This is a genomic window from Butyrivibrio sp. WCE2006 (assembly GCF_000701985.1).
In the GTDB taxonomy this organism is placed as follows: domain Bacteria; phylum Bacillota; class Clostridia; order Lachnospirales; family Lachnospiraceae; genus Butyrivibrio.
The window spans coordinates 1-16,418 of record NZ_JNKH01000026.1 but is presented as its reverse complement, the minus strand read 5'-3'; the positions used below and the strand labels follow the sequence as shown (position 1 = coordinate 16,418).

General features: G+C 39.6%; 16 protein-coding genes. 12 read left to right on the top strand and 4 right to left on the bottom strand.

The window, feature by feature from the left end:
- The first annotated feature begins 2 nt into the window (after positions 1-2).
- The 12 genes from T501_RS13900 to T501_RS13850 all read left to right on the top strand — a co-directional run bounded on the left by T501_RS13900 (position 3) and on the right by T501_RS13850 (position 12,147).
- A complete protein-coding gene (locus T501_RS13900; protein ID WP_155994866.1) occupies positions 3-740 on the top strand; it encodes an adenosylcobinamide-GDP ribazoletransferase in 738 nt (245 codons plus the stop codon).
- A gap of 154 nt (positions 741-894) precedes the next feature.
- Positions 895-1,908 carry an adenosylcobinamide-phosphate synthase CbiB gene (gene cbiB / locus T501_RS13895; protein WP_044915453.1) on the top strand — a complete coding sequence of 338 codons (1,014 nt, stop codon included), beginning with the start codon at positions 895-897 and terminating at the stop codon, positions 1,906-1,908.
- Positions 1,909-2,005: 97 nt separating this feature from the next.
- Positions 2,006-3,115: a pyridoxal phosphate-dependent aminotransferase gene (locus tag T501_RS13890; protein ID WP_044915451.1), complete on the top strand. Its 1,110-nt coding sequence runs from the start codon at positions 2,006-2,008 to the stop codon at positions 3,113-3,115.
- Between the two features lie 93 nt (positions 3,116-3,208).
- Positions 3,209-3,835 carry a precorrin-8X methylmutase gene (locus T501_RS13885; protein ID WP_044915449.1) on the top strand — a complete coding sequence of 209 codons (627 nt, stop codon included), beginning with the start codon at positions 3,209-3,211 and terminating at the stop codon, positions 3,833-3,835.
- 64 nt (positions 3,836-3,899) lie between these two features.
- The gene (gene cbiD, locus T501_RS13880) at positions 3,900-5,006 is read left to right on the top strand and encodes a cobalt-precorrin-5B (C(1))-methyltransferase CbiD (RefSeq protein ID WP_044915448.1); all 1,107 of its coding nucleotides are present in this window, start codon (positions 3,900-3,902) and stop codon (positions 5,004-5,006) included.
- Positions 5,007-5,036: 30 nt separating this feature from the next.
- Complete coding sequence (gene cobM, locus T501_RS13875; RefSeq protein ID WP_044915447.1) at positions 5,037-5,864, top strand: precorrin-4 C(11)-methyltransferase; 828 nt, start codon at positions 5,037-5,039, stop codon at positions 5,862-5,864.
- A complete protein-coding gene (locus tag T501_RS13870) occupies positions 5,803-6,810 on the top strand; it encodes a cobalt-precorrin 5A hydrolase (RefSeq protein ID WP_050008321.1) in 1,008 nt (335 codons plus the stop codon). Before cobM ends, T501_RS13870 begins: the two co-directional genes overlap by 62 nt.
- Before the next feature lie 11 nt (positions 6,811-6,821).
- Entirely contained in the window at positions 6,822-7,550 is a 729-nt protein-coding gene (gene cobJ, locus T501_RS13865; RefSeq protein WP_044915446.1) for a precorrin-3B C(17)-methyltransferase, read from the top strand.
- Complete coding sequence (locus tag T501_RS13860) at positions 7,547-9,589, top strand: bifunctional cobalt-precorrin-7 (C(5))-methyltransferase/cobalt-precorrin-6B (C(15))-methyltransferase (RefSeq protein ID WP_044915444.1); 2,043 nt, start codon at positions 7,547-7,549, stop codon at positions 9,587-9,589. Before cobJ ends, T501_RS13860 begins: the two co-directional genes overlap by 4 nt.
- Before the next feature lie 33 nt (positions 9,590-9,622).
- Positions 9,623-11,182: a cobyrinate a,c-diamide synthase gene (locus T501_RS13855; RefSeq protein WP_050008320.1), complete on the top strand. Its 1,560-nt coding sequence runs from the start codon at positions 9,623-9,625 to the stop codon at positions 11,180-11,182.
- On the top strand, positions 11,166-11,411 hold the full coding sequence (locus T501_RS22710) for a cysteine-rich small domain-containing protein (protein ID WP_026510441.1): 246 nt from the start codon (positions 11,166-11,168) through the stop codon (positions 11,409-11,411). Before T501_RS13855 ends, T501_RS22710 begins: the two co-directional genes overlap by 17 nt.
- A 37-nt stretch (positions 11,412-11,448) precedes the next feature.
- On the top strand, positions 11,449-12,147 hold the full coding sequence (locus T501_RS13850) for an MgtC/SapB family protein (protein ID WP_026510442.1): 699 nt from the start codon (positions 11,449-11,451) through the stop codon (positions 12,145-12,147).
- A gap of 230 nt (positions 12,148-12,377) precedes the next feature.
- Here T501_RS13850 and T501_RS13845 read toward each other — a convergent pair whose 3' ends face one another.
- The 4 genes from T501_RS13845 to T501_RS13830 form a co-directional block, all read right to left on the bottom strand.
- Positions 12,378-13,370, bottom strand: a complete 993-nt coding sequence (locus T501_RS13845; protein ID WP_044915442.1) for a hypothetical protein — start codon at positions 13,368-13,370, stop codon at positions 12,378-12,380.
- A gap of 217 nt (positions 13,371-13,587) precedes the next feature.
- The gene (locus T501_RS13840; protein WP_044915441.1) at positions 13,588-14,298 is read right to left on the bottom strand and encodes a hypothetical protein; all 711 of its coding nucleotides are present in this window, start codon (positions 14,296-14,298) and stop codon (positions 13,588-13,590) included.
- A 64-nt stretch (positions 14,299-14,362) separates the two neighbouring features.
- Entirely contained in the window at positions 14,363-15,562 is a 1,200-nt protein-coding gene (locus T501_RS20355) for a leucine-rich repeat domain-containing protein (protein WP_050008319.1), read from the bottom strand.
- Positions 15,563-15,934: 372 nt separating this feature from the next.
- Entirely contained in the window at positions 15,935-16,150 is a 216-nt protein-coding gene (locus T501_RS13830) for a DUF1858 domain-containing protein (RefSeq protein WP_026510443.1), read from the bottom strand.
- Positions 16,151-16,418: the final 268 nt, after the last annotated feature.

Here is a 16,418-nt window from a genome sequence, read left to right as displayed (position 1 = left end):
CCATGTACAGTAAGATACCTATGCCTGTGTTTGAGTGGAAGGAAGATGATATGGCGCACAGCCTCACATTTTTCACATTCGTAGGGGCTGTGATGGGGGCAGTAGTTCTGCTTTTAAATAGTTTTGATCCGCTTATGAAACTGCCCGTGGCGGTCAGAATTATCCTGACGATTCTGACTCCAATTCTTATAACCGGCGGCTTTCATCTGGACGGTTTTATGGATACGGAGGATGCCCTTAATTCCTACGCATCAAAGGAGAGAAAACTGGAAATCCTAAAGGATTCCCATATTGGTGCATTTGCGGTTATATCACTTTTAAAATGGTATCTGATTTATGCAGCTGCTGTTACAGCGATTTTGCTAAGTCCCAAATGCGATACAAGGCTTATTGTTATTTTGGGATTGACCTTTGTTATTTCAAGGGCAGCCAGTGCTTTTACTTCACTAACCTTTAAGAAAGCAAAAAAGGAAGGAATGCTTTACGAAGAAACAAAGAATAATCAGAAGGGAACGGTATTTTTTAATCTTTTCATATTCCTTATAAGCTGCGGGGGAATGATTTACGCTAAACCGCTCTATGGAGCAGCTACAGTGTTGGCATTTTTGGCGCATACATTGTATTACAAAAGGAAGATTTATAAAGAGTTTGGCGGCGTCACCGGAGATACCGCAGGATTTTTTGTAACGACGGGCGAGATTGTCACGGCCGCTGTTTTGGCAATTGTGGTTTATTTGTAAAAAAGCCTATAATATCCACCTGCCTATGTGGATAGATTGATAGTATCGGCTTATCAATGTGGATAATTAAATATGGCTGCATTGATAGGTTGGAAATGGCGTTTTTGGCAGGAGAGCTTGCCATATTATTTATTTGATAAGGAAAAACTAACGGATGGGATTGTTTTTTAGACTTCATATAGCAGGGCTGGTACTTGGCATAATACTTGACCAGATAATCGGAGATCCTCACAGGCTCCCGCATCCAATAAGAGCGATTGGCAACCTGATTTCCTTTTTTGAAAAAGTGCTGCTGGGAGGCGATCTTAAGGATAAAAAGAGAGAATATCAAAGGGAAAAGAGAAACGGAATCCTTCTGTGGCTTAGTGTGGAGCTTATTGTAATTGCGGTTATGGCAGTTATCGTAGGCACGGCATATTTTTTAAACATGTATATTGGCGTTGTTATTGAGGCGATTTTTACCTGCTATATTCTTGCAGCAAGGAGCCTTTGCAGAGAGAGCATGGCGGTAGCTTCAGAGCTTGAAAAGAGCGATATCGGGAAGGCAAGATATGCATTATCCATGATCGTCGGGAGAGACACCAAAGAGCTGTCCGAGGAGGAAGTGATCAAGGCGGCAGTCGAGACTGTGGCTGAAAATACATCTGATGGAGTAATTGCGCCGCTCCTTTACACGGCGCTTTTCGGACCTGTGATTGGGATGGCATATAAAGCTGTAAATACCATGGATTCCATGCTTGGGTATCACAATGACAGATACGAATATTTTGGAAGCTTTGCAGCAAGGGCAGACGACTTTTTCAATTTTCTTCCGGCCCGTATCAGCGCAGTTTTCATGATTGCAGCAAGCTTTATTTTAGAGCTTTTTTCAAAGAATATTGATGGGAAAAGAGCCTCTAAAATATGGAAAAGAGACAGGCTTAATCACAAGTCTCCCAACTCATCCCAGACAGAGAGCGTCTGCGCTGGTGCTTTGGGACTAAAGCTTGGCGGAACTCATACATATAAGGGAGTTGTTGTTGAAAAGCCCACAATCGGCGACGAAATACGAAAGCCGGAGAAAAAGGACATCAAAAGAGCCAATGACCTTATGTTTATGACTGAGGCAATCACGGCAGTAGTGCTCTTGGTCATTATGTGCCTTGTTGGATTTTTCGCAGGCGTTTAATTACAGACTACGATGATTTTATGAATGCACTAAGGAAAACGCGTTCAAGAATCCTTTTTTCTCATAAAACAGATTTTATTGGTGGAAATATAAATATATGGCACATGGCGGTGACATTTACAGAAATAAAGTGAATATGGACTTTTCAGTGAACCTGAATCCTCTTGGTACACCGGCAAAGGTCATGGAAGCGGTAAGGAATTCAGTTGAAAGGGCAGGTGTTTACCCTGACATCACGCAGCAGGAGATAAGAGAAATCATAGCGGATGCAAACGGAGTTTCGCCGGAATCTGTGTATGCAGGTAACGGCGCATCAGAGCTTATTATGGCTGCGGTTAAGGCTGTACGACCTGCGACAGCTTTACTATTTGAACCGGGATTTTCAGGGTATGAGCATGCTTTGTTATCAGTGGATTGCAGGATAAAGAGACATCTGCTAAACAAGGAAAATGGCTTTAGATTTTCGGAAGAGGATATAAAGGCATTAAGTGAAGAATCAGGTGACAGACCAGGTATGATTTTTATATGTGATCCCTCAAATCCAACAGGAGTAAATATCAGTGACGAGATTTTAACCGGAATTTTAAATATCGCGAAGGATAAGAATATCTTTGTATGCCTTGATGAGAGCTTCCTTTATATGTCAGAAAAGATAGGAAAATTCTGGAATGCAGACGATTCAGGTAGAGTAGGAAATGCAAATGAATTTCTTAAAGCAAGAGTAAGAGACCTCATTACAAAGTATGAAAATCTGATAATCATCAGGTCTTTGACAAAGCTCCTTGCGCTCCCGGGAATCAGAATGGGCTATGCAATTTCGTCTCCGAGAAACATAAAAAAGATGATAAGACAGCTCCCCGAATGGAACCTTTCTGTCTGCAGCGAAGCAGCCATGAAGGAAGGAATACGACTTATAGGAGAGATGGATTTTATCAAAAGCACGAATGATCTAATTAGTAGTGAAAGAAGTTTCCTTATGAGTGAAATTAAGAATCTTGGGCTTAAGGTTTATGAAAGCGACAGTTCATTTATTCTGTTTGAGGGACCTACTGATTTGTATGATGCGCTGCTTTCAAAGGGATTACTTATAAGAGACTGCAGCGATTATTACGGACTTGAAAAGGGATTTTTCAGAATCGCTGTTAAGGGACATTTGGAAAACGAAAAGCTTGTGGAAGCTTTGGAAGATGTTTTACACACTTTTTGAGAACGAAAGTCTTGATGTTTTTAGAAGTAATTAAGGCAAAGTTTGAATGGCGTTTACGAAATATAAAGACATAAACTTTTTGAGGTGCTATGAATGAATTATGAAAATGTAAAACCTGCTGATATAGAGAAAAGGAGTTTTGAGATCATAACGAAGGAGCTGGAAGATGCCGGGATTTTCCTGGATGAAGAAACTTCTTTTATCACCAAAAGATGCATTCATACTTCAGCAGATTTTGACTATGCATCAACTCTTACATTTTCTAAAGGGGCAGTGGAAAAGATACAGAATCTTATACGAAATGGTGCCTGCATAGTAACTGATACCAACATGGCTCTTTCGGGGATAAATAAGAAGAAGCTTGCAAGTTTTGGCGGTGAGGCGTTTTGCTTTATGGCTGATGAGGATGTTGCTCTGGAGGCATCAAAAAGAGGAACCACAAGGGCACAGGCTTCAATGGAAAAAGCAGCCAGGCTCGACAAAGATGTGATTTTTGCTATAGGAAATGCTCCGACCGCTTTGATAAAGCTCTACGAGATGATGGAAGAGGGGATTTTTACACCAAAGTTTGTCATAGGTGTGCCGGTGGGTTTTGTGAACGTGGTTTGGGCAAAAGAGCTTTTTCTTAATTCCGATGTGCCCTACATAATAAATAAAGGCAGGAAAGGCGGAAGCAACATTGCGGCAGCTATCTGCAACGCAGTTCTTTACAGCCTGTGATTTTCGGTCATTATCGCTTTTGCCGGAAAGAAGATATATATATTACTTTGACACGGGGAATAAGATGAAAAAAGGATTTACAACGGGAAGCTGTGCTGCAGCAGCAAGTAAAGCCGCTGCAATCATGCTTTTATCAGGGAAAAAGAAAACACAAATTGAAATAGAGACACCTGCAGGAATTAAGTACAGTCCCGAGCTTGAAGACATACAGCTTGATAGCGGCTATGCAAGCTGCGCGGTGAGAAAACAGTCCGGGGATGACCCTGATATCACCAACGGAATTCTGGTTTATGCTAAAGTTTCCTGCATTGATCCAAAGGATGAGGAAGGCAGAGTTTTAATAGATGGCGGAAAAGGTGTCGGAAGGGTAACCCGTCCGGGGCTTGATCAGCCTGTAGGTAATGCTGCGATAAATTCTGTGCCCAGGCAAATGATTGAAAAAGAAGTGAGGCAGGTCATGGATCTTTATGACTATGATGGTTCACTTTTCATAGAAATATCAGTTCCTGATGGTGAGGCACTTGCTGAAAAAACTTTTAATCCAAGACTCGGAATCGAAGGCGGGATATCTATCATCGGTACCACAGGCATTGTGGAGCCCATGAGTACCAAAGCCCTTCTTGATACTATCCTTGTGGAGCTTCGGCAAAAGAGAGCCATGGGCGATTGCTGCGCCATAGTTTCACCCGGCAATTATGGCAGAGAGTTTATGAAGGAAAAATATGGATATGACCTCGATGCGGCGGTTAAGTGCTCGAATTATATCGGGGAGACCATAGATATGGCAAAGGAACTGGGCTTTGAAAAGCTGGTGCTTTGCGGACATATCGGGAAACTGATAAAGGTCTCCGGTGGTATCATGAACACCCACTCAAGAGAGGCAGACTGCAGAATGGAGCTTTTGGCAGCAGCTGCCATAAAGTGCGGAGCATCAACTGAAGTTTTACAGGAAATCCTTGGCTGTGTGTCCACCGAGGAGGCTCTTGATATTTATTTTAGAGAGGGCATAGAAAAAGAATGCTTTGATTACATTATGGAGAAAATCGCTTTTTATCTAAGCAAAAGAGGAGCAGGTCAGATTCAGACAGAGTGCATAATGTATTCCAATAAAGAGGGACTTTTGGGAAAAACTGAAAATGCTGAGGACATTTTTCAGAACAAAGATTTCTAAAAGGATATTTTTTAAGACGAGGATATATAGATGGTAAATTTCGTAGGAGCAGGTCCCGGGGCAGTGGATCTTATAACTGTAAGAGGAATGGAACTTCTGAAAAAAGCAGATGTTGTGATATATGCGGGAAGCCTTGTGAATCCTGAAATCCTTACATACACCAGGAAGGAAGCCAAAATATATAACAGCGCAGTCATGACCCTTGAAGAGGTCATGGCGGTGATGATAAATGCTCATAAAGAAGGCAAAGAAGTGGTGAGACTTCATACAGGAGAGCCCAGCATTTACGGTGCAGTTCGTGAGCAGATGGACGAGCTTGATAAGGAGAAAATACCCTATGCGTCCTGCCCCGGAGTCAGTGCATGTTTTGGCGCTGCTGCAGCTCTAAATATCGAGTACACACTTCCTGACGTTTCACAGACTTTAATAATAACGAGACTTGAAGGAAAAACAAAGGTCCCGGAAAAGGAGCAGATGGAGCTGTTATCACAACACGGTGCATCCATGGCTATTTATCTTAGTGCAGGAATGCTTAAGGAATTGTCGGACAGACTTATAAGCGGCGGCTATTCCAAGGATACTCCTTGTGCAATCGTGTATAAGGCCACCTGGCCTGAGGAGAAGAAGATTATCTGTACCCTTGAAAATCTTGCAGAAAAAGCATCCGAAGAAAATATCACAAAGACAGCAATAGTTCTTGTGGGAGATGCTATAAGCCACAGCAGTTATGACAGATCAAAGCTTTATGATCCTGAGTTCTCAACGGAATTCAGGAAAAGAAAATCAGGTATTACAAATGAAGAAGATAGCTGTATGCTTTACGAAACCCGGCGCGGGTATTTTAGAAAAAATAAATGAAGGATGCGTAAAGAATGGAATCGAAGCACCGGACTGCTATGTCTGCATGGACTCCGATGATTTTCCAAAGTCATTCAAAAAGACTGGGAAAAAGATAGGTGAGTGGACCAGGGAAGTTTTTCAGACAAGTAATGCACTTATCTTCATTGGCGCCACCGGGATTGCAGTAAGAGCAATTTCAGGTCTTCCAAAGGATAAGCTGGGTGACTGCCCTGTTATTGTAATAGATGACAACGGTCAGTTTGTGATTCCCTTGCTCTCCGGGCATGCAGGCGGTGCAAACAAGCTTGCGGTGATTCTTTCAGAGCTTCTTGGAGCCATACCCGTTATAACCACTTCAACTGATGTTAATGATTCTTTTTCAGTTGATACATTTGCTGTGGAAAACAGGCTAACGATTGCCAATAGGGACGGAATAAAAAGGGTTTCAGTAAAGGCGATTGAAAATAAGAAGGTAACCTTATCCATAAAGAATTATCCTCCAAAGGAAAAGGTGGACGTGGCGGTTAGTGATGATACGGATGCTGAGTGTTCACTTTTACTAAAACCCAAAAAATACACAGTTGGTCTCGGGATGAAAAAAGATAAAGATAAGAAAGCGGTGCTTGATTTTTTTCTTAAGACCCTTGAAAACATCGGTATAGAAACCAGCGAAGTTTACGCTATTTGCACCATTGATCTGAAGGAAGATGAAGAAGCAATAACTGATTTAAGGGACAGATTCAGGATACCTGTGCTGTCTTTTGATAAAGAAATATTAAACAAGGTGCAGGGGAATTTTGAAGCCTCTGATTTTGTAAAAAACACAGTCGGTGTGGACAATGTATGCGAGCGGGCGGCAGTTGCAGGGGCAGGGCCTATGGCTGAACTGGTCCTTAAAAAGCAGGCTCATAATGGTATGACAATCGCAATCGCCAGGAGAAACTCTCCTGGAATAGGATTTTGAGGTGAATATAATTGGGTAAAATATGTGTAGTTGGAATTGGTCCCGGAAGCATGGGAATGATGACTATTGAAGCCATGGAAGCGCTTAAAAGAAGCGATATTATTGTGGGCTACAAGACCTATATTGAACTCGTAAGGGGCAGCTTTCCTGAAAAGGAGTTTTATGAAAACGGAATGCGCGGAGAGATTCAGCGCTGTGAAAAGTGTGTTGAACTTGCGAAAGAAGGAAAATCGGTAGCGCTTATCTGCAGCGGTGATGCAGGAGTATATGGAATGTCTTCACCGCTTTTGGAAATCGCAGACAGAGAAGATTTTCATGAAGTGGAGGTAATCCCCGGAGTGACTGCAGCCCTAAGTGGTGGAGCGGTTCTTGGAGCGCCTTTAAGTCATGATTTTTGCATAATAAGTATGAGTGATCTTCTTACACCCTTTGAAGTGATTGAAAAGAGGCTAAGATGTGCGGCGGAGGGAGATTTTTGTATTGCCATTTATAACCCCTCAAGCCACAAGAGGGCAGACTATTTGCAAAGAGCCTGTGAAATCCTGCTGGAAAAACTCCCTGAGGATACTGCCTGCGGATATGTCAGAAACATCGGAAGAGATGGATGTGAGAAAAAGGTCTGCACTCTTAAGGAGCTTTCACAGGAGAAGGTGGACATGTTTACTACAGTTTTCATAGGCAACTCAATGACCAGAATATTGGACGGCAAACTTATAACCCCCAGAGGATATGAGCTATGAGTAATATAGTTATTTTTTCAGGAACAACTGAAGGAAGAACCTTATCTGAGCGACTTTCCAAAGCAAAAATCCGGCACACCGTCTGTGTTGCAACAGAGTACGGAAAAGAAATGATGGACGAAAATGAGTATGCAAAAGTCCATGTAGGACGTATGGATGCTGAGGAAATGGAATTATTTTTGTCAGAGGTATTTGATGGCGGTAGGAAGGATTCAGAAGAGAAATCCTTGAAATATCTCATAATTGACGCAACTCACCCATACGCTGTTGAGGTCACAAAGAACATCAGGAAGGCTGCAAAATCTCTTGGAGTTAAATATCTCAGAGTCAGCAGGAGCATTGAAGCCAGGCTCCCTAAGGATGCTGTTGTATATCATGATATTGAGAAATGTGCAGCTTCAATGGATAGCACTGAAGGAAATATACTCCTTACTACCGGCAGTAAAGAACTTCATATATACTGCGAAAATGTATCTGAGGATACCAAAAACAGAACCTATGTCAGAGTTTTGCCATCTGTTCAAAGCCTTAAGCTTTGTGAGGATGAGAATATTGCTCCGGATCATATTGTAGCCATGCAAGGCCCTTTTTCCAAAGAGCTGAATGAAGCTGTGATAAGACAGTATGACATAAAGCATCTTATTACAAAGGAAAGCGGGGCATCAGGTGGATTTGCAAAAAAGGTTGAAGCGGCAGAAACTTCAGGAATAAAGCTTCATATGATAGAACGTCCAGACGATAAGGGAATAAGCCTTGATGGTGCCTGTAAACTTATTTTGTCAGAAGAGCCTTTTTGTAGTGATAATAATGATGAAGGCAGATTTGCAATGAGGATATCTCTTGTTGGACTTGGCATGGGCAGGGCAGAATTTATGACTAAAGAAGCCATTGATATTATTGCGAATTCTGATGTGGTCTTTGGTGCAAAGCGGCTTATAAAGGATATTGAAGCGCCGGTTAAATATGAGATGTACAGGGCTGAGGATATCATTCCTGTTCTTGAAAGAAAAAAGCCAGAAAAAGCAGCTATTATCTTTTCGGGAGATACCGGTTTTTACAGCGGCGCCAAAAAGATGTTTAAGGCTCTTAAGAACTGGAAAGATGATGCTGATGTAAAGGTGATTCCCGGAATTTCATCTATTTCATATTTTGCTGCAAAGCTTGGGGAGAGCTACGACGATGCCTGCCTTTTTAGCATACACGGCAGGAAGAATGCTGAAGAATTAGAAACTCTTTTAGAGAAAATAAAATACAGCAAAAAGGTTTTCATTCTGTTGTCAGATTCTAAGGATGTTCAGAGGCTTTCAAAAAGGCTGGAAGAGTCAGGGCTTGAAGGAAAAATCGTGGTGGGAGCAGATTTTTCCTATGAAAGTGAGAAAATCTGTGAAATGACCTTTAAAGAGGGAGAAGAATATTGTGCTGATGGAGTTCTGACTGCTCTTGTGGTTAATTATAATCCCTTAAAGCGGCCTTTGATTAATGTGGCGAGGGATACAGATTTTATTAGAGGTGAGATACCTATGACAAAGGAGGTTATCCGCCATGAGAGCATTATCCGGCTTAACTTGAAAGAGAGAGATGTCTTTTACGATATAGGAGGAGGAACAGGTTCAGTCGCAATTGAGGCGGCGCAGCTAAGCCCAAGCCTTAAGGTTTACACCATAGAGAGGAAGCCTCAGGCAGCAGAACTTATCAGGAAAAATGTTCTGAACAAAAGATTATCTAATGTGACAGTGATAGAAGGCGCAGCTGAGGAAGTCCTTGCCGGCATGGAGAAGCCCGATTGTGTTTTCATTGGCGGAAGCGGCGGGAAACTTAAATATATAATTGAACTCCTTAAGGCTAAAGGAAGCGGTATAAGATATGTCATTAACGCTGTCAGTCTTGAAACAATGTGTGAAGTCAGAGAAATCATAAATGAGTATGAGCCTGCCGATGAGGAAACGATAATGATCTCCATAAGTGATGTAAAAAAACTCGCATCTTACCATATGCTGCAAGGGCAAAATCCTATATGGATTTTCTCATTCACTATTTGAGGATATTATTACTACATAGATGAGGAACAGGGAATGAGTAGAGAAAAAACAAAAGGTATAATGCTTGCTGCACCTCTTAGTGGCAGCGGAAAAACTACAATTACCTGCGCACTTTTGAAGGCTTTAAAGAAAAAAGGCCTGAAAACGGTGTCCTTTAAATGCGGACCGGATTATATCGATCCGCTTTTTCATAAAAAGGCTTTGGGAATTGAAGGAAGAAATCTGGATACTTTTTTTGCAGGTGCAAAGAAAGTGGCAGCTTCATTTTCAAAGTGCGAGGCAGACATAGCTGTTGTGGAGGGTGTGATGGGCCTCTACGATGGCATGAATGCTGGAGGACTTGAAGGATCTTCTTATGAAATTGCAAAAGCCCTGAACCTGCCAATTGTCCTTATAGTTGATGCATCAGGGGTTGGGAGAACAATTATTTCTCTGGTAAAGGGCATGCTTATTGATGATACGAATAAATTGATAAAAGGAGTTATTTTAAACAAGATAAGCGAGAATTTTTATAATAACCTTAAGCCGGTTTTTGAGAAAGAAATATCTTCCATGAGGAGCGACGTAAAGCTCCTCGGTTTCTTTCCAAAGAATAAGGACATTGTTATAGAGAGCAGACATTTGGGGTTAAAGCTGCCTGAGGAAATGGAGGATATAAAGAAAAAAATTTCTGCGGCAGCAGAGAACCTTCAAAAAAACGTTGATTTAAATGAGTTAATTAAGCTTGCAGAAGAACATAATAATGATTCCAATAGGGAAATTGAAAAAGAGTACAAACAAAGTGATGGTTTCACCGGAGATGATACCCGGTATGACTCTAAGATTGGAGAAGGGCTGACACTTGCCATAGCCTATGATGATGCCTTTTGCTTTTATTACAAAGACAATTTTGAGCTATTTGAAGAATACGGAGTAAAACTCAAAATGTTTTCTCCCTTGAAAGATAAAGAGCTTCCTGCTGATGCTGACGGAATCCTGCTTGGCGGCGGGTATCCTGAAAACCATCTTGAGGAATTAAGCCATAATGAGTCTATGCGCAGATCTATAAAAGCTGCGCTTGATAGAGGAATTCCGAGTCTGGCAGAATGTGGCGGTTTTATGTATCTTCATAAAACCATCACTGATATAGATGGAAACAGCTATGAGATGGTTTCTGAAATAGATGGGGAATGCCACTACACAGGTCATCTTGTGAGGTTTGGATATATGGAAATTGAATCGGAGAGTCATGATTCAGGCTCAGATTCCGATATAAATAATATAGCCTTTTCTAAAAAGGAAGAGGGAAGTGATTTTGACGAAGATATTCTCAGATGCAGCCATGTAGGTATGAAAGAGCATGAATTTGATGAAGATATTCTCAGACGCAGCCTTGTAGGTATGAAGGGGCATGAATTTCATTATTACGATAGCTCAAATAATGGAGATGCCTTAGTTGCACGAAAACCCGGTAAGGATATCAGGTGGAACTGCATGATTTCACAAAATAATGGGATATGGGGATTTCCTCATTTTTACTACAATTCCAATCCGGAATTTATTAAAATATTTATAGGGAGAATGAGAGCGGTAAAAGATGAAAAACTCAAGTAGATTTTTTGCGAACAAAGAATGTGAATACTACCCGTGTCATGAGAGTGAAAATGACATAAACTGCCTCTTTTGTTATTGCCCGCTTTATAATTTAAAGTGTCCGGGGAATTTTAAAATTGTTGATAAAGGTGATCGGAAGATAAAGAGCTGCATTAACTGTACTTTTCCCCATGAACCTGATAATTATGACGCAGTAGTTTCACTACTAAAAAATAAGGGAGAGAAATAAATGTTTTTTGAATACACCACATTAAAGGGTATAAAGTATGAGTTATAGTGAAATTAAGGATTTTTTACAAAGTACAAATGACCTGGCGGTGGCGATAAGACTTGCCATGGCAACATTCCTTGGAAGTATTGTGGGCTGGGAGCGCCTTATGAGGCATCACAGCGCCGGTATAAGGACCTTTGCGCTTGTAAGCCTTGGTTCCGCCGTTGCTACTGCCCTTAATGTGTATTTGGCAATGATGCCGGGCTTTGCTGCTGATGTGAGCCGTATTCCTGCCAGCGTGGTAAGCGGCATCGGCTTTTTGGGAGCTGGAACAATTCTTGTTACCGGTAAGAAGCAGATAAAGGGACTATCCACAGCCGCTTCACTTTGGGTCACAGCCTGCATGGGCATGGCTATTGGTGCTGGATATCTGATTGTGGGATTTGTTTCGTTTTTGCTTATCGCCTTTTCCAATCTGGTACTTCTTCGCGCCAGTAAAAATGTTGAAGAGCACAGCCAGTACATGAGTATTTACATAGAAGTTACCAAAAATCATGGAGTTACCAAGCTTTCAAAGATGATTTCAGAACAGGGCTTCATAATCATGAGCCTCACCAAGACAAAGGAAAAGACGCTGCAATCCTCGGATGCAGGACTTATCATAGACTTAGAACTTGACCGACAGAGATCTCACAACGAAATTCTCCAACTGTTTAATGAACTTGATTACGTTAATTACATAGAAGAGGTATAGAATAAGAATTTCGCTTGCGAAATTTTGGGAGTGCACATCTATAGCGGAGTGCCTCAACTAGCTTCAAAGACATGGTGAACAAGGAAATTTTACCTTCGTGCGCTAACTATTCTATTAAAACACAGATATAATTTAGATCCTTATAATAATGGATATACATCTCTAACATTAAATATGTCTTACCTCTAGATATATGATTATCCTTTGGAATTGATCTGGATCAGCAGTTTTTATCCGATTCTCACATCAAAAGATACTATATGCTTTTTATTTGTATCTATCTGTGTTATATGTGAAAACTCAATGTACATCATATTATACTCTCCAGCCTCGTTGGCAGTAGCTGAGTATGTTTCTATCACCACACCGTCAAGGATCATATCAATAAATACTTTCTGCGGAACCCCATCAGCAGTAGTGAGCGGTCTCATTTCCATATCATTGGAATATCCGCTATAAAGCGATGTAAGGAAAGTAATCTTTACCGGCATGTAGCTTCTCGTTGCGCCCTGTTCGTAATTGTATCTTACTGAAACCAATACGTTATCCATGCAATATCCAGACATGTCTTTTGGTTGTCTGCATGCAGAATCATCAAAATATTCCGATATTATCCGATTCGTTATTGTGATAGAATTGGTCTCTCCCGTCAGGGTGATTTCCTTACCTTTTTTTGTCCTGTATTTTCCTGTGACACGTAAATTAAAACTGCCAAGCTCAAGTGTAAAAATATTTACGTCCATTCCTTTTAACTCCGCTTCTGCAACAGAGGAACTTACAGTAACAGTTTCAAGCTCTTTAAGCAAAGGATGGATTGCTGTAATTGTCATGGATTCGCGGCTGAATATGGACGTATTGTATTTATTAAATTTTATTTCTTTGGAATATACAGTTACTTTGACCTTATACTTTTTCTTTCCTACTATAGCTGTCAGTGTTGCATTCCCTTCATCTCTCGGGAAAAACGTGACAACACTCTTATTCTTTGTAGTTTTGATCTTCTTTATCTTAACAATATCTTGGTTGGATGATTTCCACTTTACAGGAGCACCGTTCAGGTTTTTTAATGTTACCTGCTGCTCATCATTCTTGTCGTTTATCATCTTTACTGTTTGAGCAGACAGTTTAGGCTTCTTTGCTTTTGCCTGTGCTGGTACTGGTAACATAATAATGAGAAGTACAAACAGAGCCACAATAACTGAAAGTAACCGAAAATTTTTCATAGTTCGTTGTCTCTTTTCTATAAAAATCCAGCTTTGTAAATGAACTACAAATACAGAATCTATGGAAGAAATGGTTTTTAAGATGATTGGCAGCATGACAGTGCACATCAACAGTGTACATATTTTTAGGGCACAGCCCCTGGGTATACAAAGATGTTAGTTTGAGTTATCATATCTGCCTTGGAATATGATATGTCCATTAAATTAATAAGATAATTTACTTCATATATACAATCTTCACTTTTTTATTAACTCTCCTAGCGGCTTTTTCGATCTGCTTAGCAATTTTGGAGTTTTTCTTTGTGCCTTTAATGGTTACCTTTTCTAGCTTTTTAGATCCTTTGAAAGTATTCTTATGTACCTTTTTAAGGTTTGTAGCATCAATAGTAACTTTTTTGATTTTTTTACCACTAATTGATTTCTTAGCAAGCTCAGTTACTTTATATTCTTTTCTATTTACTTTAATTGTTGATGCAATCTTTACACTCTTATTATTCTTTGAAGAAGTAACAGAAACATATTGGGCATTTGAAGAAGCTTTATATGTTACGGAGGATAGATTTATCTCTTCATCTGGTCTTAAAGTTACTTCTTCGCCATCATTTTTAGATATTACATCTTTCCATGCAGCACATACATCTACTCTTGGATAACCAACATTTATTACATCACCAGGAGAATACAGTGCGCCGTTGATTAACCATCCCTCAAATTCCTTGTTTATAGGAGACGTAAATGTACATACAGGTAATGTATAACTATCACCTAGATATACGATTACAGATTCCATTACCCCAGTTCCTCCCATAGATATAAAGTTAATATTTACTTTAGGGAGTTCCTTCCATATAGCTTTGAAGATGAGTTCGTCGCATTCTATTGCTTCACCAAGGGAATATTCGAAATAACCACCATACCAGTAAGTCATAAAGGCGTTATCTGGTTCTGACTTCTTATACACTTCCCACTTATCGAATTCATGCTTATCTAGACTAAAGGCATTCCTTAGGTATTGTAACTTGCTTATCTACTTCATATTCTGTAGGATTCATTGTGCCTGATGTAGCACCATTACCATCAAAAATAATCTTGTAATGCTTTTTTAGTTTCGGTGAGACCTTTACAACAGAGCTGTTAGGCTTTATATAATAAACAGGTTCGGTTTTATCGGAAACATCACACCAAGAAAAAGCATGGTAGCTCTCATGATTTAAGGCAGAACACAAGGGGATGCTTTGAGATGTGTTATTAGTAATTTTCATTAGATTTATAAATATATTATCAAAGCAATAATAATCAGTATTGTCTCTTAATGATATATCTGTAATATTTCCAGAAAAAGTAACGGTTTTGATAAGGTTTTGAAACGAATATAAATCACCTTCAATAATTCTTTCAAATTTACTATTTCCATATATTATTAGATTCATATCCTTATCTATTTCATAGAAGTTACTTCCTATGGAACCTTTAATAGGTGCTTTCTTGGATAATAACCAGGCAGTACCATAAAATACCTCATCTATATTTATTTTGCTTAAAAGAGACTCTGATATACTGACCGTATTTAGTTTCTGACAATCGTAAAATGCTCTATCTCCAATTGAAGTAACGTTTTGAGGGATTGAAATGTTGTCTAAGTTTATACATCTCTCAAACGCACGTTGTTCTATTGATTTTATTGAAGTAGGAATTGTAATATTGTTTAGGCTGCTGCAAGAGAGGAATATGCCATGACCTAAAGAAGTTAATGAATTCGATAAACTTACTGTTTCGAGAGCTTTGCATCCCAAAAAAGCATCATAAAAAATGTCAGTAACAGAATTAGGAATAACTAGATTTTTAAGACTTTTGCAATCATGAAAAGAATACTCTTTTATAATTGTTACAGACGACGGAATTGTAATATGTTCGAGATTCTGGAAATCAGAAAAAGCACTACTACCAATCATTGATATTCCGTTTCCAATAACAATTTCCTTTACATTTGACTTGAAATTATTGTATGACAAGTTTGATGTTATCTCGCCGCTTCCTACAATATTAAGAGTACCATCAGTATAGAGAGTCCATGTAATAGTACCTTCTGTTTTACTATCGACGACATTGGCAGCTATTACTTCTTTCCTGATGAATAATAGCGCAAATAACGTTATTACTAATAACAGAGTAACAATATTTTTCTTATTCATTTGATAATCCTCTTTACTTTCCTCATAAGAAAACAAAAAAGGGGACAATAATGTCCCCAATGCTTTAAATATTATATCATTTTTCACGATACATATTCAATTTCTGATTGAGGATAAGAGATACTATATAGTTCTGACAAGAAGTTCAAGAAGAATGTTAAATCTCTGAACATTAAAAAGAATACAAAAACATCAAAGACGATTAAAAAGCTAAAGTCTGGCATAAAGTTCTATGTGATAATTCGTACAGACAAAAAATAGATGGTAAGAAGGTTTATTTCAAGTGGAGTAAAACAAGCATTTCAGTGCAGACGCCTGAGGGGCAGAGCATCAAAAAGGGGCTGTCACTAAAGTGACAGCCCTTTAATACTTTTAGGCGTTGTGCTCAGCGAGATAATCGTTTAAAGCATCGGTGATCTCATCACCATCAATACCGTGTACTGCACAAGCTTCTGCTAATGATTCCATCTGAGAAGCAGGGCAGTGGATGCAACCCATACCACACTCCATAAGAAACTGTGATGCAAGCGGGTGCTTTGTAATGATTTCACCCACAAGCATATCAGGGCTAATAATCTGTTCGCTCATTTTAAATCCTCCTGTTACTATAATAGTGAAAAGTACCAAAAAGTTATGGTACATATTTACGTTTGATGCAAGAAATTGTAGCAAGAATAATTTAATTTTACAAGATATTTCGCCTTATATTTTTATGATGTATCAGCGAGAAAACTCCTTCCGACATAGTCGGTGGGGGATGAATCGCTGACCCTCAGCGCTTTACTTTGCTGTATCGCCCGGTTTTTTCATATTTTCTTTTGTGGTCATCCGTGCGCTGGCTTTCTATATATTTTTT